The 26,672-nt window shown below is 69.2% G+C and carries 24 protein-coding genes; 11 read left to right on the forward strand and 13 right to left on the reverse strand.

The window, feature by feature from the left end:
* Positions 1 to 322 precede the first annotated feature (322 nt).
* Complete coding sequence (locus tag ACFWNV_RS01370; protein ID WP_383938667.1) at positions 323 to 1,156, forward strand: sulfite exporter TauE/SafE family protein; 834 nt, start codon at positions 323 to 325, stop codon at positions 1,154 to 1,156.
* On the opposite strand, the gene ACFWNV_RS01375 is transcribed toward ACFWNV_RS01370, so the two are convergent.
* From ACFWNV_RS01375 to ACFWNV_RS01385, 3 genes are all read right to left on the reverse strand, one after another.
* On the reverse strand, positions 1,147 to 1,959 hold the full coding sequence (locus ACFWNV_RS01375; protein ID WP_383938670.1) for an MBL fold metallo-hydrolase: 813 nt from the start codon (positions 1,957 to 1,959) through the stop codon (positions 1,147 to 1,149). The genes ACFWNV_RS01370 and ACFWNV_RS01375 overlap by 10 nt on opposite strands.
* A gap of 86 nt (positions 1,960 to 2,045) precedes the next feature.
* Entirely contained in the window at positions 2,046 to 3,113 is a 1,068-nt protein-coding gene (locus ACFWNV_RS01380; RefSeq protein ID WP_383938673.1) for a nucleotidyltransferase family protein, read from the reverse strand.
* A complete protein-coding gene (locus tag ACFWNV_RS01385) occupies positions 3,110 to 4,528 on the reverse strand; it encodes an NAD(P)/FAD-dependent oxidoreductase (RefSeq protein WP_383938676.1) in 1,419 nt (472 codons plus the stop codon). Before ACFWNV_RS01385 ends, ACFWNV_RS01380 begins: the two co-directional genes overlap by 4 nt.
* 610 nt (positions 4,529 to 5,138) lie before the next feature.
* Here ACFWNV_RS01385 and ACFWNV_RS01390 point away from each other — a divergent pair.
* The 9 genes from ACFWNV_RS01390 (at position 5,139) to ACFWNV_RS01430 (ending at position 14,424) form a co-directional block, all read left to right on the forward strand.
* Positions 5,139 to 5,846, forward strand: coding sequence for a thymidylate kinase (locus ACFWNV_RS01390; RefSeq protein ID WP_383938679.1), 708 nt, complete (start codon positions 5,139 to 5,141; stop codon positions 5,844 to 5,846).
* Positions 5,843 to 6,721, forward strand: coding sequence for a hypothetical protein (locus ACFWNV_RS01395; protein WP_383938681.1), 879 nt, complete (start codon positions 5,843 to 5,845; stop codon positions 6,719 to 6,721). Before ACFWNV_RS01390 ends, ACFWNV_RS01395 begins: the two co-directional genes overlap by 4 nt.
* Positions 6,722 to 6,748: 27 nt before the next feature.
* Positions 6,749 to 8,011 carry a cation:proton antiporter gene (locus ACFWNV_RS01400; RefSeq protein WP_383938684.1) on the forward strand — a complete coding sequence of 421 codons (1,263 nt, stop codon included), beginning with the start codon at positions 6,749 to 6,751 and terminating at the stop codon, positions 8,009 to 8,011.
* A gap of 10 nt (positions 8,012 to 8,021) precedes the next feature.
* Positions 8,022 to 8,342, forward strand: a complete 321-nt coding sequence (locus ACFWNV_RS01405) for an NIPSNAP family protein (protein ID WP_383938686.1) — start codon at positions 8,022 to 8,024, stop codon at positions 8,340 to 8,342.
* Between the two features lie 160 nt (positions 8,343 to 8,502).
* Positions 8,503 to 9,714, forward strand: a complete 1,212-nt coding sequence (locus ACFWNV_RS01410; RefSeq protein ID WP_383938690.1) for an acetyl-CoA carboxylase biotin carboxylase subunit family protein — start codon at positions 8,503 to 8,505, stop codon at positions 9,712 to 9,714.
* A gap of 32 nt (positions 9,715 to 9,746) precedes the next feature.
* Positions 9,747 to 10,994: an MFS transporter gene (locus ACFWNV_RS01415; RefSeq protein WP_383938693.1), complete on the forward strand. Its 1,248-nt coding sequence runs from the start codon at positions 9,747 to 9,749 to the stop codon at positions 10,992 to 10,994.
* A gap of 14 nt (positions 10,995 to 11,008) precedes the next feature.
* Positions 11,009 to 12,586 carry an amino acid adenylation domain-containing protein gene (locus ACFWNV_RS01420; RefSeq protein WP_383938696.1) on the forward strand — a complete coding sequence of 526 codons (1,578 nt, stop codon included), beginning with the start codon at positions 11,009 to 11,011 and terminating at the stop codon, positions 12,584 to 12,586.
* Entirely contained in the window at positions 12,583 to 13,695 is a 1,113-nt protein-coding gene (locus tag ACFWNV_RS01425) for a thioesterase domain-containing protein (protein WP_383938699.1), read from the forward strand. Before ACFWNV_RS01420 ends, ACFWNV_RS01425 begins: the two co-directional genes overlap by 4 nt.
* A gap of 84 nt (positions 13,696 to 13,779) precedes the next feature.
* Positions 13,780 to 14,424 carry a DUF402 domain-containing protein gene (locus tag ACFWNV_RS01430; RefSeq protein ID WP_383938702.1) on the forward strand — a complete coding sequence of 215 codons (645 nt, stop codon included), beginning with the start codon at positions 13,780 to 13,782 and terminating at the stop codon, positions 14,422 to 14,424.
* Here the strand turns inward: ACFWNV_RS01430 and ACFWNV_RS01435 are convergent.
* The 8 genes from ACFWNV_RS01435 to ACFWNV_RS01470 form a co-directional block, all read right to left on the reverse strand.
* Entirely contained in the window at positions 14,391 to 15,512 is a 1,122-nt protein-coding gene (locus ACFWNV_RS01435) for an iron-containing alcohol dehydrogenase (protein ID WP_383938704.1), read from the reverse strand. The two genes, ACFWNV_RS01430 and ACFWNV_RS01435, sit on opposite strands and share 34 nt — an antisense overlap.
* A 56-nt stretch (positions 15,513 to 15,568) precedes the next feature.
* The gene (pgk, locus tag ACFWNV_RS01440; RefSeq protein ID WP_383938707.1) at positions 15,569 to 16,753 is read right to left on the reverse strand and encodes a phosphoglycerate kinase; all 1,185 of its coding nucleotides are present in this window, start codon (positions 16,751 to 16,753) and stop codon (positions 15,569 to 15,571) included.
* Positions 16,743 to 17,849, reverse strand: a complete 1,107-nt coding sequence (gene argC / locus ACFWNV_RS01445) for an N-acetyl-gamma-glutamyl-phosphate reductase (RefSeq protein ID WP_383938710.1) — start codon at positions 17,847 to 17,849, stop codon at positions 16,743 to 16,745. Before argC ends, pgk begins: the two co-directional genes overlap by 11 nt.
* Positions 17,837 to 18,913: a zinc-binding dehydrogenase gene (locus ACFWNV_RS01450; RefSeq protein ID WP_383938713.1), complete on the reverse strand. Its 1,077-nt coding sequence runs from the start codon at positions 18,911 to 18,913 to the stop codon at positions 17,837 to 17,839. Before ACFWNV_RS01450 ends, argC begins: the two co-directional genes overlap by 13 nt.
* Positions 18,910 to 19,860 (reverse strand): hydroxyacid dehydrogenase, encoded by a 951-nt coding sequence (locus ACFWNV_RS01455; protein WP_383938717.1) that lies wholly within the window; start codon positions 19,858 to 19,860, stop codon positions 18,910 to 18,912. The genes ACFWNV_RS01450 and ACFWNV_RS01455 overlap by 4 nt, the downstream gene beginning before the upstream one ends.
* Before the next feature lie 107 nt (positions 19,861 to 19,967).
* Positions 19,968 to 20,630 carry a phenazine biosynthesis FMN-dependent oxidase PhzG gene (gene phzG, locus ACFWNV_RS01460; protein WP_383938720.1) on the reverse strand — a complete coding sequence of 221 codons (663 nt, stop codon included), beginning with the start codon at positions 20,628 to 20,630 and terminating at the stop codon, positions 19,968 to 19,970.
* 37 nt (positions 20,631 to 20,667) lie between these two features.
* Entirely contained in the window at positions 20,668 to 22,884 is a 2,217-nt protein-coding gene (locus ACFWNV_RS01465) for an FAD/NAD(P)-binding protein (RefSeq protein ID WP_383938723.1), read from the reverse strand.
* Between the two features lie 23 nt (positions 22,885 to 22,907).
* Positions 22,908 to 23,969, reverse strand: a complete 1,062-nt coding sequence (locus ACFWNV_RS01470; RefSeq protein WP_383938726.1) for a pyridoxal-phosphate-dependent aminotransferase family protein — start codon at positions 23,967 to 23,969, stop codon at positions 22,908 to 22,910.
* A gap of 721 nt (positions 23,970 to 24,690) precedes the next feature.
* On the opposite strand from ACFWNV_RS01470, the gene ACFWNV_RS01475 reads away from it, so the two are divergent.
* A complete protein-coding gene (locus tag ACFWNV_RS01475; protein WP_383938729.1) occupies positions 24,691 to 25,551 on the forward strand; it encodes an isocitrate lyase/phosphoenolpyruvate mutase family protein in 861 nt (286 codons plus the stop codon).
* Positions 25,552 to 25,779: 228 nt separating this feature from the next.
* Here ACFWNV_RS01475 and ACFWNV_RS01480 read toward each other — a convergent pair whose 3' ends face one another.
* Positions 25,780 to 26,127, reverse strand: coding sequence for a hypothetical protein (locus tag ACFWNV_RS01480; RefSeq protein WP_383938824.1), 348 nt, complete (start codon positions 26,125 to 26,127; stop codon positions 25,780 to 25,782).
* Positions 26,128 to 26,214: 87 nt separating this feature from the next.
* Entirely contained in the window at positions 26,215 to 26,586 is a 372-nt protein-coding gene (gene fdxA / locus ACFWNV_RS01485) for a ferredoxin (RefSeq protein ID WP_383938732.1), read from the reverse strand.
* Between the last annotated feature and the right edge of the window lie 86 nt (positions 26,587 to 26,672).

Consider the following 26,672-nt stretch of genomic DNA (forward strand, 5'->3'; position numbering starts at 1 on the left):
GCCCACGACATGGGCACCTTCTACCCGGAGACATGCGGTATCCGGATGGGGCGGGCTGACCACCGAGCAGCGCAAGCGCCGGGAAGAGGTGCGGATGCGGGCCGTTGACCTCTTCGAGGACTACGACGAAGAAATGACGCGCCGCGCAAACGCCGACGGCACCGAGATCTGGGCGGGCCTCAAGGCCTGCCGGCGAGAGCGAGGGCGGGTCGAATCCGGCGCTCGGAGGTCCTGACAAGTCCGGGGCCGTTATCCGGTGGCTTTCCCTGAAGGTGGGGTCGAGCCATGGAAGGCGAGCCCGTGACCAGCCAAGATTCACATCATGCGTACGGGCCACTCCTCCATCTCCTTCCGTTCGACCATCTCCCTCCGATCGGCGCGCACGGCACCCCTGGTGTTCGGTGCGGGAGCGGCCATCGGTGTTCTGGGCGGGATGATCGGGCTGGGCGGTGCGGAGTTCCGCCTGCCGCTGCTGATCGGCCTCTTCGGATTCGCGGCGCTCTCGGCCGTCATCCTGAACAAGGCGATGAGCCTGGTCGTGGTTCTGGTCGCACTGCCCGCCCGGCTGGCGGCGGTGCCGGCCGCCGAAGTGGCCGCACGCTGGCCCGTCGCGGCCAACCTGCTGGCCGGCAGCCTTCTGGGTGCCTGGGCCGGAGCGTCGTGGGCGGTGCGGATGCGCTCCTCGACCCTCTACAAGGTGCTGGCCGTCCTGATGGTGCTCATGGCGGCCGCCCTGGTGGTCACGCACACCACCGCCTTGGGCACGCTCGACCTGCCGCTGTGGGCGCAGGTGCCGGCCGGAGTCATGGCCGGGTTCGGCATCGGTGTGGTCGCGGCGATCATGGGCGTGGCCGGCGGCGAGCTGCTGATCCCGACGATCGTGCTGCTGTTCGGCGAAGACATCAAGACCGCCGGAAGCCTCTCCCTGCTGGTGTCCCTGCCCACGATGCTGGTGGCGTTCGCCCGCTACAGCCGCGACGGAAGCTTCGCCGTGCTCGGTGCGAACCGCCACTTCGTGATGCTCATGGCCGCCGGCTCGATCGCCGGCGCGGTTCTGGGCGGGCTGCTGCTCGGGGCGTTCCCCGACGTGATCCTCATCCCCGCGCTGGCCGCGATCCTGCTCGTCTCGTCGGTCAAGCTCGCCCGTCACACCTGACTCCGCCGAGCCTCCCCGGGGCGGGCGGCAGCGGTGATCGGGAACGTAGCGCCTTCCCTGGCCGCGCGGATCCGTCCGGGGAACGTGCGCGCCGCCCGCAGCACCGCCTCCTCCTCGGTCAGAGCAGGTGCGATGTGCGTGATGACCACCTCACGGACATGCGCCCGCCGCGCGAGCTCACCTGCCTCTTCCGGGGTGTGGTGCCGCTTGGCCGCTCCCGGCCGGTCACGGTCGTCCCCGGCCTCGCAGAGCAGCAGGTCGGCATCCGCCGCGAGTTCCTCCAGCGCGCCGCACGGCGCGCTGTCGCCCGAATAGGCCAGGGAGGCTCCCGCGTACTCGACACGCAGACCAAAGGCCTCGACGTCGTGGTCGACGGCCCGGCTCACCAGCCGGAGCCCGTCGACCTCCGCCACATGGCCGTCGTGGAGATCATGGAAGGCGAACGCCTTCCCCAGGAACCCCGTTGCCGGTTCGGCGAAGTAGCCCGCGAGGCGCTCCGCGCATCCCCGGGGGGCATAGACCGGAAGGGGAGCCGGTCGGGTCACTCCGCACAGTGCCAGCGCGTAATAGGTGCCCAGTAGGTCGGCGGCATGGTCGGCGTGCAGATGCGAGAGCCACACCCCCGACAAGGTTTCGAGACGGGTGAAGTTCTGCAGCGACGCCAGGGTGCCTGGGCCGGCGTCCACCCAGACCCGGCCCGGCCCGCCGCGCACCAGATAGCCGGAACAGGCCCGGCCAGGCTGCGGATAGGGCGCCCCCGAGCCGAGAACGGTCAACGACAGCGCGGCGCTCTCCGGTTCCATGCGTCTCCCTTCCTATGACGCCGCGCGCCCGGGTTTCCTTGGGGAACACCCCGGCGCGCGGCCTCTCCATCCGGCATCCTCGGCCCTCAGGCGACGAACAAGCGCTGCGGGAACGGGATCGTCCAGCGGGCCGTCCGCCCGTCGAGCGACCCGTACTCCTCCAGGTAGCCGGTGTCCCGGGGGCGGAGCAGGTCGAGCACGCCACCGGGGATCACTCCTGGGTGGAGCACGTCGGTGAAGTGCAGCGCGTAGTAGGCGGTGGCTGCGACGTCGTACTCGCGAACCCGTGCGCCGAGGTCCTGCCAGTCGGCCTCTTCGAACTGGGCCGCCACCAGGGCCAGGTCCATGAACTTGCTCACCTGGAGGTCGACGCGGTCGTCGATGGAGCGGAGGCCGATCGTCTCCGCGTGGATGAGGGAGGCGAGGTCGAGAAGCCGGTCGGCCGGGTCGGCTGCCCGGGTTCCGGTTCCGCACACGTGCACCGGTACGCTCCGTTCGAGGAGCTCGGAAGCGGTGACGGTGCAACCGGCCTTCAGCTGGATGCCCTGGCACACATCCACATGGAACTCCGGCACATCGGGACGGTTGCCCGCCTTCAGATACGGCAGCTGGTCGCTCTCCTCCCCATCGAGCGCGGGCACGATGCGCTCTCCGTCGAACGCCAGCCGGCCCCGGACGTAGCCGAGCCTCAGGAAGACCTGGTGCGCCTCGGGCGCGCCGGCCGGGTCGACGAGCAGGTCCAGATCACCGATCCGGCGTACACCGATGTCGTGGTACACGGTCTCGGCGATGTGGAATCCCTTGCGGACCGCGTGCCGGACCCCGGCTGACGTCAACTCAGTGAGCAGACGGCCGAATTCGTCGGACAGAGCCTGATTCCGGCTCCGGTTTCCCAGGTACGAGCTCGTGAAGGCCCAGGGGTGCGGGAAACCCTTCTCCTCCCCTGGTCCGCGGTCCAGCCGGTACCGGTCCACGTGTCGCCCGATCAGGGGCAACACCTTGTGCCGGGCCGCGGCGTGGAGGAAGGCGCCCCAGTCCAAGTCCTCGCGCGCCGCGAGCGCACGGATGGCGAGCAGCCGGTCGGGGTCCAGCGTCGGGCGGGCCAGCGCCAGAAGGAGACTGGCGTGAGGGGGAACCGTGTCCCGGCCGCTCACCGGCCGGGGGCGGCGCGCCGCAGGCCGAGTTCCGGCTCCAGCGTCAGGTAGAGACCGTCGATGGCCAGTTCGGGTGACTCGGGCAGCCTTTCCTTGTGGGTGTTGTGGTTCGAGATCGGTGCCGGCGATCCACCGTCCTCGCCGCGGATCTTGGCGGAGAGGGCCTGGTAGGCGCCCTCCGTGGTCACGTCGACCAAGTCCTCCGTCCCGGCGACGATGTTGAGGAACGCGTCGTGCAGCCGCAGCCCCTGGCGTTCCTTCCGGGTCAGCAACTGTGCCTGGTAGAAGTGGCTGGCACTGCCGCGGGAGCTCTCGTAGAAGACGGACACCAGGAGCAGCAGACGTTCGTACGCCTGGCGGTAGGACGTCTGGAAGAAGGCCCGGCATTCGTCCTCCGGGATGTCCCCGCGCAGGATCGAGGAGATCGTCGCCGCCGCCAGCATCCCGCTGAACGTCGCCAGGTGAACCCCGGTGGAGAGCAGGGGGTCGAGGAACGCCGCCGCGTCACCGATGAGGAAGTATCCGGGTCCCGTGAAGGCATCGGAGACGTAGGAGTAGTCGGTCTCGCTCTTGACCTGGGAGGTGAGCCGGCCCGGCTTGGTCAGGGCCGCGAGCTGCGGGCAGGCTTCGATGGCCTCGTGGTAGACCGCCTCCCGGCTGCCGAGCCGGTCGTACGCCGCCCGGTACTCCTCCTTGCCGGTGACCAGGCCGATGCTGACGGTGCCGTCGTGAAGCGGAATCGCCCAGAGCCAGCCGGCCTCCCGGCTGAAGACGGCGATCGCGCCCTCGGGGCCCAGATCGAGATCGGGGGTGTCTTCCCAGTAGCCCCAGACGGCAAGGTTCCTGAAGACGTCATGGAAGCGCCGCGTGTTCAGCTGGCGCGCGGCGAGCACACCGTTACGGCCGGACGCGTCCACGACGATGTCGAAGCGGACGACACCTGAGGCGGGATCGTCCCCGCCCCTCACCCAGGACGCCGCAGCGGCGCGGCCGTCCTCGAAGTGGACCTCCTTGACGCTGACGCCTTCGTGTACCTCGACGCCCTCGGAGCGGGCGTGGTTGAGGAGGATCTCGTCGAACTCGGAGCGGATGACCTGCCAGCTGTGGTTGTCCTCGCCCGGCAGATGGCTGAAGGGAAGGTCCCACTCCTCCTCGCCCCAGGCGTAGTAGGAACCGTTCTTACGCTGGAACCCGTGGCTCTCGACCTTGTCCTTGACCCCCAGCACCTCCATGGCCCGAAAGCAGGATATGGAAAGGGATTCCCCGATGTGGTAGCGCGGAAAGTGCTCTCGCTCCAGCAGCGTGACCTTGAACCCACGCTTGCTCAAGAGGGTGGAGACCGTCGAACCCGCCGGCCCCCCTCCGATGACGAGTACCTGGCAATCCTTGATTTCTCCCGCATCGCTCCTGGTCATGACTGCCAACCTTCCTCGATCAACCGGACATGAGATGTGTCGCCGTAAATCAGAGTTGTGAGCGGACCTCGATCAGATCACACCAACCCCATCGACCTCGGGGGGCCTGTCCACCGGGAACCCGGCGGACCTGATCTGCAGAGACTATGTACCGAGCCGTACTCTCAACCGGAATGCGCCATTCATTCGAGACGCATCATCGGGAGCTACAGCCAACTGGGCTGTTCGTCGCAAGGTGAGAGCCCTTAGGCCCTCAGACCCCCGGAACGCTACATGAACTCCGCCGCACCGCAAAACACCTATCCGGAGCGGTCCAGAATATGAACAACCGGGAAAACGGGCATAGGGGCGTGTACCGGGATGATCCATCTCGACCAGCAGTCTCATCACCGCCGAAATTCGTACTTGAGCCCAATCGACCCCTGGACTACGGTTGCTGACGGCACGCCAACAGACGATGGAGTGACGGGGGATTCATGTCATCGAGGAACCACTTAACGTCCAGGTCCCATTGCCCGCGATTCGGCAGACCAATAACCGGAATCCCTGACTATGCTTTTCCGTGTCCGCACCTGGATATCAGGGGGCCGGAGCGGAAAGCCGGCCCCCCATGTCCCCCGGGCACCCGCGCAGGGGGCACCTGGTGATCGTCTCCCTCGTCGGGGGCGACGGAGCCGGCAAGTCCACCGTCTCCCGTCTCGCCGCGGAACGCCTCACCGCCCAGGGCCTGATGGTGGACCGGGTGGAACGATGGGACATCGTCGACAACCCGGCGTATCCCGCAACCCGCTTCATGCGGCCCGACACCCAGGACGCCAGGCTCTGCGTTGCCGAGATGCCGAACACGTCCCGCTTCCTCTTCCTGATGTGGTCGATGGGCATGGCCCTGGAGGGACGCGTGCCGGCTCCGGCCGGACCGGGCACCGTGACCCTGCTCGACGGCTATTGGATGAAGCACGCGGCCGGAGAGATCGTGTACGGCCTCGACCGGCCGTGGGTGGAATCGGTCGTGTCCGGGCTCCCTCCCTCCCAATCCGTGACCTATCTCCGGCTCAGCCCCGAGCAGGCCTGGGAGCGCAAGGCCGGGAAGGACCTGCTGCCCTACGAGTGCGGCATGGATCCCTCCTGCTCGCGCGAGCGCTTCCTGGCCCACCAGCAAGGCATCCTGGACCTGCTCGACGAATGGTCGGCACGATTCGGCTGGCTGGAGGTCGACGCCTCACAACCGCTCGACGAACTCGCTTCCCGCGTCGGGCTCCACGTGGCGAAGGCCGTGGCCGATGCCTTCGGCGGCACCCCCACAGCGGCGGCCCGATGAGCGAGCCGATCGGGGCCGCCTCGAAGTCGGGGCCCGCGCCGGACGAGCCGCGGACCGTCGTGGTGAAGATCGGCGGGAGTCTGGTCTCGGACAAGCGGTCCGACAGCGACCTCGACGAGGCGGCCGTCCGGGACTACGCGGCGCTCGTCACGGACCTGGCGCGGACCTACCCGGGCCGCGTGGTCTTCGTGGCCGGAGGCGGGGCGCTGGGACACGGAGCGGTGAGGGACCCCCAGGCCGGGAACCCGGACGCGGTGCTGCCGCTCACCCGGGCCACCTTCGCTGTCAAGTGGGCCTGGACCCAGGCCTTCCAGCAGGCCGGCCTGCGGGCGCTGCCGCTTCAGGTGGCGGCGATGTGCACCGAGGACGGAACGGGCCTGAACGCCCAGACCGCCGTGGTGTCCGGCCTGTTGAACCGGCACGTGCTGCCCGTCCTGTCGGGAGACTGCATCCTCTCCGCGGACGGCTCCCTCAGAATCCTGGGCAGCGATCACGTACCGGGCATCCTCGTCCAGGAGCCCGGCCTGGCACCCGTCCGGGTCGTCACGCTCACCGACGTGCCGGGAATCCTCACCGGCCCCACGCACGACAGCCCCGTGCTGCCGTATCTGCACCCCGACGACTCCGCTTCGATGCGCGAGTTCCTCTGGCCGAGCGCGTCATGGGATACGAGCGGCGCGATGCACGGAAAGCTGGACGCGCTGATCTCGCACGCCCGGCGTGGTGCGGAATGCGTCATCGCCGAGGGGGACCGGAAGGCCGCGAGCCTGCACCATCTCTTCAGCCCGATGGCGAAGTGGCCTACGGACGTTCCGCACACTCTCATATCCCGCAGTCGACCCATTCAGCCGGCCCCGCTCGGGTCCGCCCTCTGACCGTGGGCCGACCACTGGAGTTGCGTCATGCCCGAACATGTGACGGCGTCCTTCTTTCTCGCCTTCATTGCAGTCCTCGTCCTCGCCAGAGTCCTGGGAACTGCAGCTCGAAAGATTGGCCAGCCAGCCGTACTCGGCGAGATTCTCGCCGGAATCCTGATCGGCCCGACCCTGCTGAACGGGGAAATCGCCGAAGCACTTCTTCCCATGGATGTACGACCGTACCTAAGCGGACTCGGCACCATCGGTCTCGCGATCTTCATGTTCGCCACGGGAGCCGAACTCGAACGCACGTTGCTACGCTCCGAGGGCCGGGCGGCAATGACCACCGGCGCCGTCTCCGTCGTCTTCCCTTTCATACTGGGATGCGCGCTGGGCCTCTATCTCCTGAGGAGAACCCCGACCGACCACTCCGTGGGATTCGTCCTCTTCCTGGGTGCGGCCACTTCCGTGACCGCCTTCCCCGTCCTGGCACGCATCCTCTCCGACCGCGGCCTTCTGACAACTCGGATCGGCGGGATCGCGCTCAGCGCGGCCATGCTCGCCGATCTGATCGCCTGGTCCACGCTCGCCATGGTGCTCGCGGTGATCGGCGCCGGACAGTGGCACGCCCTTCTGATCCCGGTCTACCTCCTGCTGATGTGGTCGGCCGTCCGGCCCCTGCTGCGCAAGGCTCTGCTGCGGGCCGGCCCGGCCACGGCGACACCGGTGGTCGTCGGCCTCCTCCTCTCGTGCTGTGCGGCCCAGTGGATCGGCCTGCACTTCATATTCGGGGCGTTCGCCTTCGGAGCGGTGATGCCGAGGGACCTGAGCGACAAGGCCGCACGGTCCGTGCAGCAGCTGAGCCAGTTCAGTACTCCGTTCCTGCTCCCGGTCTTCTTCGTCATGGCCGGTCTGAAGGTCGATCTGTCCGAGCTCGACGGAGAAGCCCTCACGGATCTTGCGCTGATCCTGCTCGTGGCCGTGACGGGCAAGGTGATCGGCGCGTGGGGAGGGGCTCGGCTGGGCGGTCTGCGCGGCCGCGACACCTGGATCCTGGCGACCCTGATGAACACCCGCGGCCTCACCGAGCTGGTCGTCCTCACCGTGGGCCTCCAACTAGGCCTGCTGAACAACCAGTTGTTCTCGCTGATGGTGGTCATGGCCCTGGTCACCACGTACATGACCGGCCCCGTCCTCGCGCTGCTGACACGGAAGGATCCGTCGTCGCCTCCCGCGGCACCCGAGCCCGGAGGGACGCAGGACGCCGCACGAGCCGCCGCCCCAGCGGGGCCGTCCAAAGAGTTGTGAGGGAGATGTCATGTTCTACGAAGTCCGCCGCTACCAGACCCGCCCAGGCCGCCGGGACGACTGGGTCCGGTACATGGAAACGGTTGTCCTCCCCTTCCAGGTATCCAAGGGCATGCAGGTCATCGCCTCCTTCATCGACGAGGAGGACCCCGACGGGTACCTCTGGATCCGGCGGTTCGAGGACGAAGCGCACCGCGCACAGCTGTACGAAGCCGTCTACGGAAGCACCCGATGGCGCGACGAGATCGACCCGGCTGTCGGAGAACTGCTCCTCAGGGAGCACTCCGTGATCACCCGGGCGGTACCGACCCCCTCGTCGGGCCTCCGCTGACGGCCGGACCGGCAGCACTTCTGTACACCGAGCCAACCGGCCGGCGCCGTACGAACGGCGGAACGCCGGCCTGCGATGAGGGAGGGGACGCGTGACGGAAGTCAACGGTCCGGTAGTTGTCGTGTATGACCGCGGTGCGGCGTCTCCGGGGGAGATCGGCGTGGCACTGCGCCGCATCGGGGTGCCGGTCCTGACGGTTCTGGGCGACTCCGGCCACGCCGAGACGATGCGCCCGCTCCTGGAGGAGTTCGGTCCCGTTCTGCCCCTGCGCCACGGATTCGGCTCCGTGGTCGCCGCCCTCCGCGCGGCGAATGCCCAGGGCATCACCACCTTCAGCGAGCGGATGCAGGAGCCCACGGCACGACTCGCCCTCGAACTGGACTTGCCGTACCACCTCCCCGGGACCGTTCGGCTGCTCACCGACAAGTACGCCCAGCGCGAGCGATTGCACGCCTCGGGGATGGCGCCGGTACGCAGCCACCTGCTCCGCCGCGCCGGGGACTGGGACGAGGCGCTCGCGCGGGTGGGACTGCCCGGGGTGCTCAAACCGGCACGCGGCGAAGGCAGCCGGAACGTCTTCCGCGTGGACGACCCGGAGTCGGGGAGGAGACTGGCCGAGTCCCTCCTCGGCGGGGACCGCGAGGAGAACGCCTTGGTCCTGGAGGAGTTCCTCGAAGGCCGCGACGAGGCGCCGCTCGGGGACTACGTCTCGGTGGAGTGCCTCGTCCTGTTCGGCAAGGTGACGGTGCTGGCCGTGACGGGCAAGTTCCCGCTCCTGCCCCCGTTCCGCGAGGTGGGTCAGTTCTGGCCCTCTCACCTCGGCGGATCCGAGGCCTCCGGTGTCGAGGAGATGGCCGTGGCGGCGGTTCGTGCCCTCGGGGTGAGCACCGGAATCACCCACACGGAGATCAAGCTCACCGCCGACGGGCCGCGGATCATCGAGGTCAACGGCCGGCTGGGGGGCGGGCTGGCGGATCTCACCCTGCGCGCGACAGGCCTGAACCTGATCGAGGTCGCCGGACGCATCGCTCTCGGCCGGCCTGTGACCCCGACCCCGGTGAATCCCGATCGGGTCTACTTCCAGTTCAGCACACCCGCACCGCGGGAACCCTGCCGTCTCGACCGTCCCCGGGGAGTCGCCGAACTCCGCCGCATCCCCGGGATCACCGGTTACCTCCCGTTGGTCCGGAGGGGCACCGAACTGCCGGGTGGGGTGAGCACCTCGTTCCTCGACATCGTGGGCGGCCACGCCGCCGATCACACCGGCATGGTGGCCACGGTCGAAGAGGTGAAGAAGACCCTCGCCTACGAGTTCAGTACGACCGACGGCCGACGGTTCTCGCTGAGCGCGGCCGGCCTCATGAGCCGTTGACCCGCACACCGGCCGATTCCACAGGGGGAGAAGTGTCGCAAAGTCACACCGAGAAGAAGCGCCTTCGATGGCTCGGCGAACTGATCCCGGAGAAGGGGGACGCGAGCCGTCTCGCCGTTCTGACCCTCGTACAGTCGGCGGGCACCGGGTTCTTCCTCACATCGAGCGCGATCTTCTTCACCACCGTCTTCGGATTCAGCCCGACGGGTGTCGGTATCGGTCTGTCGGTGGCAGGACTGTGCGGGTTCCTCAGCGCCGTCCCCGCGGGCATGCTGGCCGACCGGATCGGGCCCAAGAAGCCCCTGCTCGCGACGTACACCCTCCTGTCGGTGTTCTTCGTGCTGTACTGCTTCGTGGACGACTACGCGTCGTTCGTCGTGGTCGCCTGCCTGATATCCGTGTGCGAGACGGCGGGCAGCCCCCTGCGGGGCGCGCTCACCTACGTACTGTTCGGCGGGGAGAAGGCCACCCGGGTTCGGGCGCAGAGCCGAGGACTGTTCAACCTCGGCCTGGCCCTGGGGGCCGCCACGGCCGCCCCCGCGCTTGCCGTGGGAGGACGGCGGGCCTTCATCGTGGTCGCACTCGTCAACGCGTGCGCACAGCTCGGCTGTGCGGTCATCGGCAGCCGGCTGCCGGCCACCGATCCGGCCCGCCGGGGCAGCGCGACCGCCTCCCGTTCCGCCCTCAGGGACGGCCGCTTCGTCCTCGTGACCTTCACGAGCGGGGTCCTGGAGCTGTACCAGCCGCTCCTGACCATCGGGCTGCCGCTGTGGATCGTCACCCACACCACGGTGCCAACGGCTCTGAACTCCGTGCTCGCACTGACCAACACGGTACTGATCGTCCTCTTCCAGGTCGCGGTCAGCCGTGGTTCCGACACGCTTCCCGGTGCCGCGGCGGCACAGAGACGCGCGGGATACCTCCTGGCCCTGGCCTGCCCGGTGTTCGCACTGAGCGCCTACGGACCGACAGCGGTGTCGGCTGTGACGCTCGTCGCCGGCGTCGTCGTGCTCTGCTTCGGCGAGCTGTACCAGGCAGCCGGGAGCTGGGGCATCTCGTTCGGCCTGCCGCCGAAGGAGCGCATGGGCGAGTACCAGGGGGTCTTCGCCCTCGGCCGCGGCGTACAGCAGTTCCTCGGCCCGGCAGCCGTCACCTCCCTCGTCGTCGGTCTCGGCGTGACGGGCTGGGTGGTGCTGGCCGTGGTGTTCCTGTCGGCAGGACTGGCCTCGAGGTTCCTCGTCGTGAACCCCGCCCGGCACCCGGTACCCCAGCCCGACTGACAAGGAGAATTCGCATGTCACCATCCATGCAGGCCGGATCGTTGCCGGCACTGTTCCGGGAGGCCTCGCGGCGTACGCCCGGGGCGGTCGCCGTCCTGGACGGCCCGGAGCAGCTGACGTACGCGGAGTTGGACGTACGCTCCGACCGGCTGGCCGGCTCGCTGACCGCGCACGGGGTCCGCACGGGCGACCTCGTCGGGGTGTTGGTCGACCGGTCGTCGGCCTCCGTCGTGGCGATCCTGGCCGTGCTGAAGGCCGGTGCCGCCTACGTGCCGCTCGATCCGGCCTACCCGTTGGAGCGACTGCGCTACATCGTCCGGGACGCGGGCATCGAGCTCGTCACGGGGCCCGCGGCCCGTGAGGTGGATCTCGGTCCCGGCGTGACCGTCCTGGATCCGGGGGCGGGGCCGGCTGTTCCGCCGCCCGGCCCCGCCGGCCCGGACCTGCCCCTCGCGGCCGACGCCACGGCCTACGTCATCTACACGTCCGGGTCCACCGGGCACCCGAAGGGCTGCCTGGTCACCCACCGGAACGTGCTGGCCCTGCTGCGTGCCGCCGTGCCGTTGTTCGACTTCGGACCGCACGATCGGTGGTCCCTCTTCCACTCCCTCAGCTTCGACTTCTCCGTGTGGGAGATGTGGGGCGCGTTCGCCACGGGCGGGACGGTGGTCGTCGTTCCCGCCGAGGCAGCGCGCTCACCCGAGAAACTGATCGCCCTCCTCGTCTCGCAAGGAGTCACGGTCCTGAACCAGGTCCCCTCCGTCTTCCGGTACACCGCCATCGCGCACGGCGAGGCGGATTACCCGCCGCTGCGGCTGCGCCACCTCGTCTTCGGCGGCGAGAGCGTGGAGCTCTCCGTGCTCCGCGACTTCCTGGGCAAGCTCCCCGGGCCCCGGCCGTCGGTGGTCAACATGTACGGCATCACGGAGACGACCGTGCACGTCACCTACAAGCAGTTGGACGACGAGGTACTCACCGGGGAGGTCCGGTCCCCCATCGGGCGGCCGCTTCCGCACCTCTCGGTGAAGGTGCTCGACGAGGACCGCCGGCCCGTCCCACCGGGCACGATCGGTGAGATGTGGGTGTCGGGCGATGGCGTGTCGTCCGGATACCTCAACCGGCCGGAACTCACCCGCGAGCGGTTCGTCGTGATGGAGTCGCCCTCCGGCCAGGTCCCCCACTACCGCACCGGGGACCTGGCCCGCGTACTGCCGGACGGTGAGCTGGAGTACGCCGGACGTGCCGACCAGCAGCTGAAGCTGCGCGGGTTCCGGATCGAACCGGGGGAGGTCGAAGCCGTGCTGCGCGGCTCCGGCCTGCTGTCGGACGTGGCCGTCACGGTGGCCACCACCCGGGCGGGCAGCAGCTTCCTGCTGGCCTGCGTCGTCCCGGCCCCCGGCAGCGGCGACACGATCCAGGCGGACCTGCGCGGGCACGCCTCCGCCGGACTTCCCTCTCACATGGTGCCCGACCGCTACCGGCTCATGGACGCGCTTCCCCTCACCCCGTCGGGCAAGACCGACCGGCAGGCCCTTGTCGCTTTCGGCACGGGTGCCCAGTCACGCTCCGGCATGACGAAAGGAAAGGCATGACGCAATACGACAGCGAGGCGGACCGGGCGGGAGCCGTCCGTGAGATCGAACTGACCCTCCAGGCGATCTGGGAGGATCTGCTGGAGACGGAGGTCGGTCCGGACGACGACTTCTTCGACCTGGGCGGGTACTCCCTGCTGGTCGTCAACGTGGTCGGTGCCGCTCGCAAGGCCGGACTGGCCTTGCGGGCCGAGGACATCTTCGAGCACCGGACGGTGGCGGCGCTTGCCTCGGCCCTGCTGTCCGGAGCCCCTGCCCCCGAGGCCGGTGCCGGGGCACCGGCAGGTGACGGACAAGGCGTCCTGACCACGGAAGAGGTCTGGCGCACCGCGGCGAGCCCCTGGGACGGCGAAGCGTCCCGGTGCCTGGTGCCCTTGGCGCCCGATGGCGAGGGAGAGCCCTTCTTCTGTGTCCACGTGGGCACCGGGAACATACGGATCGTCGAGTCGGTGGTCGATGCCTGGCGGGCCGGCCGGCCCTTCTACGGATTCGAGGCCCCCGGTTACCGGGACCAGGTCCGGCCCCTGACGTCGATCAGTGCCATGGCCGAGCGCTACCTGGTGGAGCTGCGGGCCCTGCAACCTCACGGACCGTACTTCCTGGGCGGGCTCTGCCAGGGCGGCCTGGTCGCCTTCGAGATGGCACGCAGGCTCCGGGCGGCCGGCGAAGAGGTCCGGGCGGTCGTCCTCGTGAACCCGCCGTCCCAGGTCTCCCTGGTGAACCCGGGCTGGGGACTGGACGAACTACTGCGCTTCCGGCTCGCCTCCCTCAAGTCGGAATGGGGAATCGACGGTCCCGCGGACGTCGAGCGCGGGCTTCGGGCGATCGGTCCGCGGCTCTGGTACGACGACCGGGTCACACCGGCGGACTTCTACCGGCTTCAAGTGCTGTGGGCTGCGGGCATGTTCGCCCAGGAGCAGTTCGAAGTCCTGCCGTACGCCGGAAGGGTGATCGCCTTCGCGCGGAGCGCGAAGAAGGAGGAGATGGGACTGCACTGGACCCCGGCCGTGCCCAACCTCGAACTGTCCTGGTACGACTCCCCCGGCACCGTTCCCATCATGCTGGATCCGGCTGTCGCCGAGCAGGTGAGCACGGTTCTCGGCCGATGAGGCACGACGGGCCGGCTCCGAGGTGGGGCCGGCCCGTCGCACCGGACCCCGACATGACGTGAAGAAAGGCCGAGGCTCCATCTGATGGTCCGACAGTTCACCGTAAACGAAACGATCGTCCGCCGGGAGATCCTCGACGGCCGGGAGTGGATCCTCTACCCGATGCGGGTGGCCTCGGACGACGGGAACACCCTCGCCGCCTACCTCCACCAGGGCACGCCGCTCACCTTCGGACGAGGCGACTTCCGCTGGGGCGTTCATCCTTGGGCGGCCTTCGATCCCGTCTGGCAGTCCGAGGGGGTCCTCCAGCTGCAGCGGGCCCTTGACGGGTACTCCGTCTGGGGACGCTGGGAGGACGGCCGGTTCGCGGGCTGGTACGTGAACTTCCAGGCGCCCATGCGCCGTACGGAACGCGGCTTCGACACCCTGGACCAGGAGCTGGACCTGTGGATCCCGGGCGACGGTTCGCAATACCGGTGGAAGGACGTCGCGGAGTTCGAGGAACGCGAGCGGCGAGGGGGGTTCACCCCGGAGGAGGCCGCCGCGGTCCGGGCTGCCGCACGGGAAGTCGAGGCGATGGTCCTGCGTGGAGACGGCTGGTGGGAGGAGTGGCGGAACTGGCAGGTCCCCACCGAATGGACCGTGCCGGCCGCCGTGGGTCTGCAGCAGCCCGGCACGACCCGGTCACCGGGCTCTCAGAGGGACTCCGCGAAGATCGTGCGCAGATAGTCGCCGTCGACGGCGGGGGCGGGATCGTTGTCCAAGTTGCCGCTGACACCGGCGACCAGCGTGTCCAGGTCCTCCTTGGACACACCCCAGTCCCGCAGCCGCACGGCGAGTCCCGCGTCCTCGAGCAGCCGCCCCACGGCATCGTGCACGGTCGGCCCTCCCAGCAGGTCCGCGACCTCCTGAAAGACGTCCGCCGTGACCGGCGCGGTGTGCCTGAGCCAACTCGGGTAGACCGCGGCGAGTCCCCTGCCGTGCGAGATGTCGAGACCGCGGACCGAGCCCATCGCCTGCTGGAGCCGATGGGGCAGGCAGGTGCTCACCGTGGCCACGTTCACCCCGCCCAGGAGCGCCGCCAGGCAGAGCCCTTCACGGGCCTCGGGCCGGTTGTCGCCCCGGAGCATCCCGGGGAGATGACGTGCGATCAGTTCGATGGCCCGGTGTGCCAGCGCCCGGCTCAGCGGGTTGGCGCGCACGGCGGCGCATCCTTCCACGGCATGGGCGAACGCGTCGAAGGCCGTCTCGGCAAGCACCTTCGGCGGTACGGATGCGATCACGTCCGGGTCCACGATGGCCACCTGGGGGAAGAGCGCGTCGCCGCGGACTCCGGACCGGAAGCCGCGCGCCGCGTCGGTGATGATCGCGCCCTTGGTGACCTCCGAGCCGCTGCCGGCCGTGGTCGGAAGGGCGACGATCGGCAGGACCGGCTGAGCCTGCTCCAGGGTCACTCCGATGACGTCCCGGACCGTGATGCCCGACGCAGCCGCCACGGCGGCCCCCTTGGCGGCGTCGATGGCACTACCGCCGCCCACGGCGACGACGACGTCGCAGCCCGCGGCGCGGGCCTGCGCGGCTGCCTCGTCCACTTCGTCGGAGCGCGGGTTGGCCGAGACCCGGTCGTAGACGGAGGCACTGACACCTGCCGCTTCCAGGGATGCGAGAACCCGGTCGAGGTATCCGTTCGCCCGTACAGCGGTGCGGCCGGTCACCAGGAGCGCGCGCCTGCCGTGGGGGCGTGTCAGTGCCCCTGTCCGGTCGATCGCTCCAGCCTGGAGCACGATGCGCGTCGGGATGTGCAGGTCGAGTTCCATGCTGGGTTCCTTGTCGGGTCGGGATGGGAACGGGCGTGAGGGGCGCGGCGGGCGGCTTACGCCGCGTCGTCGCGCCTCAGCGCTTCGAGCACCGCGCAGGTCCCCTGAACGATGAGGGTCAAGGCCGAGCCGCCGCCGGTGGAGGTCGCACCGGACCAGGGGAGCTCCGCCACGGTGTCACCGCCGAGCAGCAGCACCGCGCCCGAGGTGGCCGACAGAGCGGCGAGGATCGCGTCGGAGGACACGGTGTGGCCGGCCAGGTAGCGGGACGGAGTCCCCGCGACGACAGCGCTGCCGGCCCGGGCCAACAGCTCCAGCGCCCAGGGCCGGACGACGAAGTCGACGATCGCGTGCCCGGCGGGCACCCCGTCCGCGATCTCCACCGGCCGCGCCCTGGTCTGCCCGATCCGGTCGGCGGGCGCTACCAGCACGGTACGAGGAAGGTGTACGCGGGCACCGCCCGGGCGCGTCAGCGCCTGCCGGGCCGCCAGTTCACACGCCTCCGGGCGCTCCCCGAGGTCGGAGGCCCCCACCTCGTGTCCCAGGGACTTCAGCACGGTGTTGAGCACCACGCCGGCGGGGACGACAAGGTCGTGGGAGCCGGTGAGGTGAGCCAGTCCGACCAGCGTCTTCTCCGGTTTGCGACCGCCCAGCACCACGGCCGCCGGCCCCTCCTCCGAGCCGCCGTCGGCCCATGGCGCGAGGGCACGCACCTCCGCGACCAGGGAGGTCGCCGCGCAGCCCGTGCGATGGCGGAGCAGGCCCGTATTGGAGGCATGGGCGCGGTGCGCCTTGGAGAAACCGCCGACGGCGACATGATCGCCGAGTGCCGCGAACCGCCGTGCCAGTTCGGGATCGTCCCTCTCTTCCCCGGCGTGTGCGCGGGAGTTCCCGAACAGGACGATCTCGCCCTCTCCCATGGCCCGTGCCTCCTGCTCCGCCGCAGGGGTGGCGTTCTCCGGGAAGTACCGTACGGGGCGGCCCAGTTCACGGGCGAGATAGGAAGCGATGTGGGGCAGCGGCACAGCCGTCCCGTCGCGGTGGCTCCCTTGGTGGGACAGGACAGCCACCCGGGCACCGGCCTCGGCCAGCCGTGCCAGGTCGGGCAGTTCGCTGTCGATCCGGCCGGTGGAGGTCAGCCGGGCGTCGACGTTGAAGCCGGCCGAGAAGATCCATCGTTCGCCGGGCCCGATCCTCCGCTCTCCGAGTACCGGTATCCCCCGCAGCGGATCAGAGGCCATATCCGCGCAGGCCTTCGGTCTCGTCGATTCCCAGCATGACGTTCATGTTCTGGATCGCCGAGCCGGCCGCACCCTTCACCAGGTTGTCGGTGACCGCCACCACTTTGGCGATGCCCCGCGCCGCGTCGTAGTCGAGACCGATGTGGCAGAAGTTGGACCCCACCACTCCGGCCAGAGCGGGATACCGTCCGTAGTCCTTGTCGGTGACCCCTCCGGCCGACGGCTGGTCGTTCACCCGTACGAAGAACTCGCCCTCCGCGCCGGCCCCGTAGCGGATCCGGTAGAGGTCGAGCAGGGTCTCCCGGGAGACACCGTCGCGCAGTTCCCGGGCGAGGCGGACGCTCGCCTGGATGTAGATGCCACGGGCGAAGTTTCCGTGGGCGGTGCTCAGGTCCACCGTGACCGGCCCGCCGGCCACCCGAGAGAGCTGGTCCTCCAGTTCAGGGGCGTGCCGGTGGCCCTGGAGGCTGTACGGCAGCATCGATCCGAACACCTCCGCGTGCAGAATCTCGGTGCGTGGGGTGACCCCTGCGCCCGTCGTGCCGTTGACGGCCGCGATGTGCACGGGGGCGTCCGGGTCCATCAGGCCGGCGCCCAGCAGCGGGGTGAGGCCGAGGAGTGCCGTGATGACGTAGCAGCCGGGGTTCGCCACCAGTCGCGCCTCCCGGATCCGGTCGCGGTTCAGCTCGGTCGCCCCGTAGACCGCACGGTCGAGCAGCGCGGGCACCGCGTGGTCCTGCCCGTAGGTCGCCCGGTAGCGCTCGGGATCGGCGAACCGGAAGTCTGCGCTGAGGTCCACCACCCGTACTCCGGCGTCGAGCAGCTCGGGCGCCAGCCGCATGGCCCCGCCCGACGGCGTGCACAGGAAGACCAGGTCGAAGGAGGAGGCCGAGGCCAGGACCTCCTCGACCGGCCGGAACTCCAGCCCGCTGCCCAGCAGGTTGGGGTGGACCCGCTCCAGAGGCTCCTTGGCGCGCGAGGTGGGAACGATGTCCCGCACGGCCCTGTGGTTGAGCAGCAGTCGGCACATCTCGCCGCCCGTGTACCCTGCGCCGCCTATGACGGCCGCGCGCAGGCCCGAAGTCATCTCGCCCATTGGCTGTCGAACTCCCCTGGATCGGTGGACACATGGAGCATGATCTTTCCCGTCGGCGCGCCTGCCCGGTCCATCAGCAGCAGGGCTGCCCCGGCTTCCGCGAGCGGGAAATGGTGGGTGATCAGGGGCAACGGATCGAAGCGGCCGCCCTCCAGCCAGGAAATGACCTCGTCGAAGTCGTCCGGATTGGACAGGGCGGAGCACCGAAGGGTGATCTCTCGCCCCACCAGCGCGTTCAGATCGACCGACGGACTGTCCTCGAAGTAGCTCACCACGATGATGTCGCCCCCGGCGCGTACGGCCCGGCTCGCCTGATCGGTCACCCCCGGGTATCCGGCCGCGATCACCACCACGTCCGCGGGTCCGCCGAGGGCACGGATGCTCCGGGCGGCGACGTCGCCCGCACGGGCGTCGACGTAGGCGTCGGCGCCGACCGCGAGAGCGAGGTTCCCCTTCTCCGGTCCGAGGTCTACGCAGACCGCTTGCCCGTAGCCGAGTTGCCGGGAGGCCACCAGGCTGCTCAGCCCGATGGTTCCGGAGCCGAGCACGAGGATGCTGCGTCCGGCCCCCGGGCCGGCCAGCCGCATCGCGTGGTAGCCGATGGTCAGCGGTTCGACGAGGGCTCCGGCGACGGGATGCAGGCCGGCGGGGAGCCGGTGGGCCATGTTGGGCCGCAGCAACACCTGGTCGGCGAACGATCCGGTCCATCCGAGATGGCTGAGGTTGCGTTTCCGGGAGCAGAGGTTCGCGTGGCCGCGCAGGCACTCAGGACAGTCGTCGCAGTGCGAGAAGGCCGCCGAACACACCAGGTCCCCCGGCGCGAATCCGGTGACCTCCGCTCCGACGGCACGCACCACGCCGGAGAATTCGTGGCCCAGGACCGTCGGCGCGGTCTTGTACGGGTGGGTTCCCCGATAGGCGGCGAGGTCGGACCCGCAGATGCCGCTCGCAGCGACGTCGACCAGGATCTCCCCCGGCCCCGGTTCGAGTGTCGGGACCGCCTGGTGGTCGATGAGCCGGGCGGTGGTGAGCACCGCGGCCGTCGTTATGGGTCCGGCGGTCATACCACGCGCCCCTGCGCCGAAGCGCCGGACAGCGCCAGGTTCAGTTCGGACACCAGGATCTCGCCGACCCTTGCCTGGGCGTCCGTCGTGGTCGCCCCGATGTGCGGGGTGAGTACGACGTTCTCCAGACGGACGAGGTCCGGCAGGCCGCCCTCCACCGAGAGGACGTCCAGGGCCGCGCCCGCGATGGTTCCGTTGCGCAGCGCTTCGTACAGGGCCTGTTCGTCCACCACCCCGCCGCGGGAGATGTTGACCAGGTAGGAGCCTGCCCCCATCGCGGCGAACTCCGGACCGCTCAGCAGCGCCTTGGTATCCGGGGTGAGGGGCACGGCCAGGCAGACCACGTCCGCGGTGGTGAGCAGCCCGGGCAGATCGGTGAGTTCCACTCCCCGCTCGCGCAGTCGCGCACGCCGTTCCGGTGTGGGGCGGGCGATGGAGGCGACCACCCGCATGCCCATCGCCCGGCCCAGTTCCGCCACCCTGGATCCGATGCGGCCCAAGCCCACGATGCCCAGCGTACGGCCGTACAGCTCGGGACCCGCCAGGTTGGGCTTGTCCCAGATGCCGGAGCGGATCTGCCGGTCGGCCCTGGCGATGTTGCGGGTCACGGCCAGCGTGAGGCCGATGACGAGTTCGGCCACCGCTCCGGATGAGGCACCCGGGATGTTGAATACCTGGACCGAGGCGCGGCGGCAGGCTTCGAGGTCGATGTTGTCGGTGCCGGAGCCGGCCCGGGCGACGACACGGAGTCCGGGTGCGGCCGCCACGACTTCGGCGGTGATCCGTACGCCGCTTCGCACGACGAGTGCGTCGGCGTCCGCCACGAGTGCGAGGAGTTCGTCTTCGGGGGGCTGTAAGCGCACCAGGACCTCGTGGACCTCGCGCAAGGCCGCGAGCGCGTCAGGGTGTACGGGGTCCAGCACGACGATGCGCGCGGGGTTGGCCATCGGTGTCCGTCCGTTGTCGGGGCGACGAAGGGGTGACGTCGGGGTGACGTCGGGCGCATGCGATCCGGGCCGGGTGCGGGAGCCGGGCCGGCTCCCGCACCCCAGGATCACGGTTGGAGCCGCTGGTTCGTCCAGCCGTCCGAGTCCTGCGCCGTGCGGTCGTAGCGCAGTCGCCGGTGCAGACGGTCGGGGCTGCCGTACCAGAACTCGATGCTGTCCGGCACGAGTCGATAGCCGGTCCATTCCGCCGGCCGCCGGATCGGCTCGCCGGCCTCGGCCAGTTCACGGGCCGTGTCGCGCAGCGCGGACTCGTCCTCCAGCGGGCGGCTCTGCCGCGACACGGCCGATGTGGCCTGGGCGGCCAGCGGACGCTCCGCGAACAGTGCGTCGGACTCCTTCTCCCCGACCTCCTCGACCCTGCCGGTGACCGTGAGCTGCTGCAGGGTCTCGCGCCAGTAGAACGTCATCGCGCCCCAGGGCCGCGCTGCCAGGTCCTGGCCCTTGCGGCTGCCCTTGAAGCTGGTGAAGACCAGGCCCCGGTCGTCGAATTCCTTCACCAGGAGGATCCTCGTCGAAGGCCGGCCGTCCTCGTCCGCGGTGGCCAGGACCGCGGCGAACGGTTCCCTCACGCCGCGCTGCACCGCGCTGTCGAGCCACTCGCTCAGGAGCCCCATCGGATCCCTCGGCGGATCATCGAACTCCGCCAGTCGCAACGATGTGTCACCACTGAGCGTCACCACTGGTTCGGCCAACTCGACCACACTCCTCACTTGACTGCTCGACTGCTCGACTGCTCGACTGCTCGACTCATACGGACACTTCGGCGGGTTCCGCGTGCGTCGCGGTGACGTTCGGCCAGAACTCCCTGAGCCAGCACAGGACATCCTGCATGACGTGGTGGTTCTGGTCCGGCCGCAGGGCTCCCAGCTGGAAGAACATCACCCCTTCGCTCGGCGGGCCGAGCAGGGTGAGCCTGGCGTCGGCGCTTCCGTCGCCGCGTACCGGATGGAACTGGGCCGTGAGGTCGAGACCTCCGGGGGCGAAGTCCGGTTCGCCCTGACCGGGGTTGTGCCACTTGCGGACCAGACCTCGGCGCAGCAGATTCGGGTAGAGCGGCAGCACGTCGTTCTCGGCGTCGAAGGCGTGGACCCGCGAATCGACCAGCACGTCCAGCTCCAGGTCCGCGCCGGTGGCCGGTCCGCGCACCCGGAAGCGCCCGGTCCGCCGGTCGGCGAGGACCTCGGCGTCGGGTCCGACGGACACGTCCACCAAGCCGTGGCGGACCAACGCGCGGATTTTCTCCATTACTTCGAGCGCCGCACCGTTGCACAGCCGGTTGTGATGGCGCATGTACACATCGAGGAATTCACGATGCGAGGAGGCGCGCAATCCGCCGAAGTCCAGCGCCACGGCCAGGACGTCCCGCAGGTCCCGCCACACTCCGTCGGCCGCCGCCTTGGCGGGGTTCCACACGTTGTCCTGGGCTGCCCATCGGTGGTCGATGTCGATGAAGTCGAGTAGGGCATCCCGGTACTCCTCGGGCGTGGAGTAGGAGTCCCGCGGCAGCGGCGCGATCGTACGGGCCCAGTCGAACCGGTTGTCCGCCGCCGCTACCGGGTGGCGGTAGGGGGATTCGGCCGCGGCGACCGCGGCCGCGAGGGCAGGGCCGTCGTCCAGCACGGCCGTCAGGTCTGCGGCCAGGGCCGGGCCGAAGACCACGTTCAGGAAGCGGTGCACGGCCTCGGCCGACCACGAGTGCCGCTGGGCGAGGCCGTACGGGAGGGACCCGTCGAGCACCCGGTCGATCGTGGACACGGCCTCGTCCACGGCACCGTCCACCGCCGCGAGGAGGCGCTCCACGGCCTTCTCGCTCGCGGCACCCGCTCCCCCGTCGGCAAGGAACGCCTCGTACTCCGGCCGCGCCGCCGCTTCGGCGTACTGGCCGAATCCCTTCCCGAAGAGGGTGGTGTAGTAGAGGTGCGCCATCTCCAGCACGACCACGGGCAGTACGTGTGCCCGGAAGTCGAGCTGGGCCTGCACCCGGCCTCCCACCCGGACCGGCCGGCCGGCCGAGTCACGCAGTTGCCGGACGGCCTCTTCGACGAGGAACACCCCGCGGTGCTCCAGCTCCTGGGGGTCGCGTTCCTTCGCGTTGTAGGGACGGGCGAGGGTGAACAGACCCGCGCGGCTGAACACCGCTATGGACGAGGGCTCCCGCCCGGATGCCCGGTAGACCGGCATCCCGGCGGCGTCCTGTTCGTACCGGCCGCCCCGGCCTTCGGTGAGGTGCAGGATGACATCGATGGCCGTGAGGCCCATGCCCACACAACCGACGACCTCGGCGGGTCCGGCCGTCGCGTCGAACGCGTCTTCCAGCGGGTAGGCGGACGGGACGAAGACGGCGGCGTGCTCCTGGGCGAAGCGCGCCCATTCCCGCTGCCTGGGGTACTTCAGGGGGTCGTTGGAGGAATGACCGGTGAGCATGAGGATGTGGTCGGCTCGGATGCGCGGGCCCCCCGTGCCGGTGACGATGCCGAGCCGGCCATCGTCTCCGCTGTCGTCCAGGTCGACGACCTCCGCGAGGTGCAGGTGCACCCGCACCCCGGGGCAGTCCCGCAGCAGTTCCACGTAGCGGTCGAAGCGGTCGCGCAGGGCCTGCCCGTGGATGTACCGCTTGGGCCAGTCCTCGGCCACCAGGTCGAAGGCCGGGTCGCCGGTGGCTTCGAACCGGGCGCGGCACCACTCGAGTAACGTCGGACGGTCGGCCGGGGCCAGCAGCGGGCCCGCATCGGCCACACTCTCATCGGCCGCGAAGCCGACCTGGCCCACGATGCGGTTGAGGAAGCTGGTCACCGGCTGGTCCGGGCTGTGCACCTGGCCTGCGCCGAACTGCCCCGACCGGTCGAAGATGTGGATGTCGAGCGCCAGGGTTGCGCCGGCCGCCCGCGCGGTGGCGGCGAGCCGGTCCAGCACATAGGTACAGCTCGGTCCGCCTCCCACGATGGCGAGGGTCACAGGTGCCATGCCGACGTCCTCCTTCTCCCCGGTCACTCGGTCTCCCCGGCGTGCTTGGCCACGACGCGGTCGAAGGCGGCGAGGAACTCCGTGATGTCGCCTTCGGTCAGCTGGCCCATGTTGGCCACCCGGAAGACGCCCGCCAGCTGCTGCTGCGTCGAGTACACGACGAACCCTTCGGCCTTCAGGCCGTCGTGCAGCTCTTCGTATGTCAGGCCGCCGGGTACATGGACGTTCGTCACGGAGTTGGCACGGTGTTCCGGCGGAAGCAGGAAGCGGACGCCCCGGTCGGCGAGACCGGTGCGGATCCGCTCGGCCAGGGCCGTGTAGCGCTCGCCACGCGCCGTGACTCCTTCATCGATGGCGCGGTCCAGGGCCTTCTCGAAGGCGGTCATCACCTGCAGGGCCGGTGTGAAGAGCGGCGCCTTCTCGCGGTCCTGGGCGTTGAAGTGGCCGTACAGGTCGAGGTAGAAGGTGTGGGCCGGTACGGTCTCCAACTCCGCGAAGCGCTCCCTCGGTCCGGCGACGAAGCTCACCCCGGGCAACCCCTCCAGGCACTTGTTCGCCGTGCCGACGCACCAGTCGATGTGGTCGGCGACCAGGTCGAGCCGCTCGGAACCCAGGCTGCTGATCGCGTCCACGGCGAGCGACCGACCGTGTCGTGCGACGACGGCCCCGATCTCGCGGAGCGGATTGAGCATCCCGGTGCTCGTCTCGTGATGCACGAGACCCACGTGCGTGATCGACGGGTCGTCCGCGAGGGCCCGGTCGACCGCCTCCACACTGATCGGCTGGGTCCAGCCAAACTCCATGCGTACATGCGGGATTTGATGCACCGACACGATGCGGCACAGTCGATCGGCGTAGTGACCGTTGTCGAGGATGAGGATGCGTCCGTCGGCGGGGACTATGGACGAGAAGGCCGCCTCCAGGGCGGCCGTGCCCGACCCGGCCAGCAGGACCGAGGTGTGCCGCTCGTCGCCACCACAGATCCGGGCCGCCTTCTCCCTGACCCTGGACATGAGAGCGGCCGCTTCCGGCTCCCGGTGGCACTGATCGGGCGACGCCATCGCCGCGCGCACATCGTCGTGCACATTGACAGGCCCGGGATTCAGCAGGATCAGCCGTTCCTGCGACCGCGGAACTTGATGATCGGATGACAGCGACAAGATGGTCCTCCACCGGGTCAAGGTTGACGAACAGGGTCAACGGGTTGGGACGAGGGCATGGTCGAGCAATCGGGCGCCACGGCCCGGAAGGATCAGAAGTACGAGCGACCGCCACAGCGTCACCGGCCGGCAGCCGCCCCGACTGTGGGGCCACAGGGCCACGACGCCCGTGCGCGTCGCACGACAGAGGTGCGGAAACGCACCTTGGCAACACGGCGCCTATGCGCAGAATCCGACTCTCAAAGCCCCAGCAGGGCCGGCGCAGTCCACCGAGACATTCGGAATATCTGATTCACCGGCCCAGCGGCCTCCGGCCGGGGCACAAGAAACGCCACTCGAAGACAAGACTCCCCCTAAGTCCGTCGATCGAGAAACAACCCTAGATCATTGATCAGGCCCATTCAAGGCCCCCACGTATGTCCATCTTGCCCCGGGTTCTCGTGACACCGAGCCAGTTAAACCACTTGGCTTCATTCGGCGCTCATGTATGGTTCCGGAAGTCGAGGCCCGCCACCCTCGGCCACACGCGCAGCACCTATTCGGTTGCGACCTTCGACGAAGCAGGTCAAGAACACCGGGCGCGCTCAGGTAATTGGTTGACCCAGCGAAATATCCGATCCTGCGCTTCGCAGGCATAGGGGGACGCATGTCGACACGCAGGTACCCTTCATTCCGGGCCAGTCTTGCCCGGAATGGATTAGCCCGACTCGCCGGCGCTCACGACGCCCTTGGTGCGGTACTCGCCCAGGAGGCGGGGTTCCAGGCGATCTGGTCATCAAGTCTCGAGGTATCGGCCGCACGATGCCTGCCCGACGCAAGCATCCTCTCGATGACCGAGTACCTCGAGGCGGCGGCGCGAATGCAAAAGGCGCTCGACATTCCGGTTGTGGCGGATTGCGACACGGGCTACGGCGGCAACATGAACGTGGCCCACATGGTCCACGAGTTCGAGGCCGCGGGCATCACCGCGGTCTGCCTGGAGGACAAGCGCTTCCCGAAGCTCAACAGCTTCGCCGCCGGCGACCAGAGCCTGCTGGACACGGCCGAGTTCGCCCGTAAGATCACCGTCGCCAAGGCCAGTCAGTCCAGCGAGGAGTTCTTCGTCATCGCCCGGACCGAGGCCCTGATCAGCGGCTTGGGCGTGGAGGAAGCGCTGTCCCGATGCCACGCGTACGCGGACGCCGGCGCCGACGCCATTTTGATCCACTCCAAGCAGCCGACGAAGGACCAGATCCTCGATTTCCTGGCCGGCTGGAACGGACGGCTGCCGGTCGTCGTGGTGCCCACCACCTACCCGGACTGGCACATCGACGACATCCGCGCAGCGGGCGTCTCCATCGTCATCTATGCCAACCAAGGACTGCGCGCGACGGTGACCTCCCTGCGCAGTACGTTTCGCTCCATCTACGAGCAGGGGCAATCCACCTCTCTTGAGGAATACATAGCCTCGGTCGGCGAAATCTTCGCCCTCCAGCGTATGGCGGACTGGCAGAAGCTCGACGCCTGACCAACCGCCCGGGCATTCCGCTTTCGGACCGCGAGAATGAATACCGCAGGCTCAGAGGGGGGCTTCCGGCACCCCCGGGGCACTCCTTTTCGACATGCCCGCCAAGGCGCGGGTGCCTGTCGCCCGAAGCACTTCACTCAAGGCCGGTGCGTCGGCCGATCGATCGGCGCACCGGCTCGGAGGCGCTGGAATTCCCCCGTCCGCGGGGGGCATCCGACGCAGCCGCCCTCACTGAATGCACCCGTGTAAACAACCGGAATGGCCTACTACTGTCGACCTCCGGCAGGCCCTCCCCGCGTGCGTTGATGCAATATCCGAACTCCACGAGCCGCCCAGACAGGAGGAATTTCTAATTCCGCCAACGGCACGGGAAAACCATCCGGGCCGGCCGGCTACCGCGTCGGGCTGAGAGGCGTACCCGGCGAGCAGTGCCGTCGGGAAGGGGAGCAGGGCGACCAGTCCGAGGCCGAGAAGAATCACGCGAGTCACGGCCACGGTGCTGTTCCTCAGGCCGGCGATGATCCTGCGATGATCACGCCAGAACCCGGCGGTGAGAGCGAAGCTGAGGGCGAACACACCCAGGTTGGGCAGCGCGTTCCTCAAGGCCTGGTGAAACGCGGAGTCACAGGCCCGCTGGAACTGCCACGTCGATGACCAGCAGCGTCACCCGTCCGCCGGTTCGCGACCGAGATCCAGGACCGCGGGGACCGAACGGGCGGCATCCTGAGGCGGGAGGGCCGCCACGATCGGATGGTCCCGTCCGATCGGACCGAGCCTCGCGCTTCCGCCGGGGGCGCCGAGGTCGGCGAAGAACTCGGCGTTCACGGTGTTGAAGTGCTGCCATTCCTGCGGGGTGTCGTCCTCGAAGAAGATCGCCTCCACCGGGCACACCGGCTCGCAGGCACCGCAGTCGATGCACTCGTCCGGCTGGATGTAGAGCATGCGCTCGCCCTCGTAGATGCAGTCGAGAGGGCACTCGTCGATGCATGCCCTGTCCTTGACGTCCACGCAGGGCAAAGCGATCACAAACGTCATCGAACTGCCGTCCTCTCCCGGTGGTTCCTGCTTGCCGTTCCGACGCAGCCGACGGTATGGGCTCAAGTAGACTTGAGGTCAACAGG

Source organism: Streptomyces sp. NPDC058401, from assembly GCF_042722885.1.
Lineage (GTDB): Bacteria > Actinomycetota > Actinomycetes > Streptomycetales > Streptomycetaceae > Streptomyces.

Coding starts and splice junctions, on each gene's coding strand:
- ACFWNV_RS01370 (WP_383938667.1), top strand. CDS start 323: ATGCGTACGGGCCACTCCTCCATCTCCTTCCGTTCGACCATCTCCCTC.
- ACFWNV_RS01375 (WP_383938670.1), bottom strand. CDS start 1,959: ATGGAACCGGAGAGCGCCGCGCTGTCGTTGACCGTTCTCGGCTCGGGG.
- ACFWNV_RS01385 (WP_383938676.1), bottom strand. CDS start 4,528: ATGACCAGGAGCGATGCGGGAGAAATCAAGGATTGCCAGGTACTCGTC.
- ACFWNV_RS01390 (WP_383938679.1), top strand. CDS start 5,139: ATGTCCCCCGGGCACCCGCGCAGGGGGCACCTGGTGATCGTCTCCCTC.
- ACFWNV_RS01395 (WP_383938681.1), top strand. CDS start 5,843: ATGAGCGAGCCGATCGGGGCCGCCTCGAAGTCGGGGCCCGCGCCGGAC.
- ACFWNV_RS01400 (WP_383938684.1), top strand. CDS start 6,749: ATGCCCGAACATGTGACGGCGTCCTTCTTTCTCGCCTTCATTGCAGTC.
- ACFWNV_RS01405 (WP_383938686.1), top strand. CDS start 8,022: ATGTTCTACGAAGTCCGCCGCTACCAGACCCGCCCAGGCCGCCGGGAC.
- ACFWNV_RS01420 (WP_383938696.1), top strand. CDS start 11,009: ATGTCACCATCCATGCAGGCCGGATCGTTGCCGGCACTGTTCCGGGAG.
- ACFWNV_RS01425 (WP_383938699.1), top strand. CDS start 12,583: ATGACGCAATACGACAGCGAGGCGGACCGGGCGGGAGCCGTCCGTGAG.
- ACFWNV_RS01430 (WP_383938702.1), top strand. CDS start 13,780: ATGGTCCGACAGTTCACCGTAAACGAAACGATCGTCCGCCGGGAGATC.
- ACFWNV_RS01435 (WP_383938704.1), bottom strand. CDS start 15,512: ATGGAACTCGACCTGCACATCCCGACGCGCATCGTGCTCCAGGCTGGA.
- pgk (WP_383938707.1), bottom strand. CDS start 16,753: ATGGCCTCTGATCCGCTGCGGGGGATACCGGTACTCGGAGAGCGGAGG.
- argC (WP_383938710.1), bottom strand. CDS start 17,849: ATGGGCGAGATGACTTCGGGCCTGCGCGCGGCCGTCATAGGCGGCGCA.
- ACFWNV_RS01450 (WP_383938713.1), bottom strand. CDS start 18,913: ATGACCGCCGGACCCATAACGACGGCCGCGGTGCTCACCACCGCCCGG.
- ACFWNV_RS01455 (WP_383938717.1), bottom strand. CDS start 19,860: ATGGCCAACCCCGCGCGCATCGTCGTGCTGGACCCCGTACACCCTGAC.
- ACFWNV_RS01465 (WP_383938723.1), bottom strand. CDS start 22,884: ATGGCACCTGTGACCCTCGCCATCGTGGGAGGCGGACCGAGCTGTACC.
- ACFWNV_RS01475 (WP_383938729.1), top strand. CDS start 24,691: ATGTCGACACGCAGGTACCCTTCATTCCGGGCCAGTCTTGCCCGGAAT.
- fdxA (WP_383938732.1), bottom strand. CDS start 26,586: ATGACGTTTGTGATCGCTTTGCCCTGCGTGGACGTCAAGGACAGGGCA.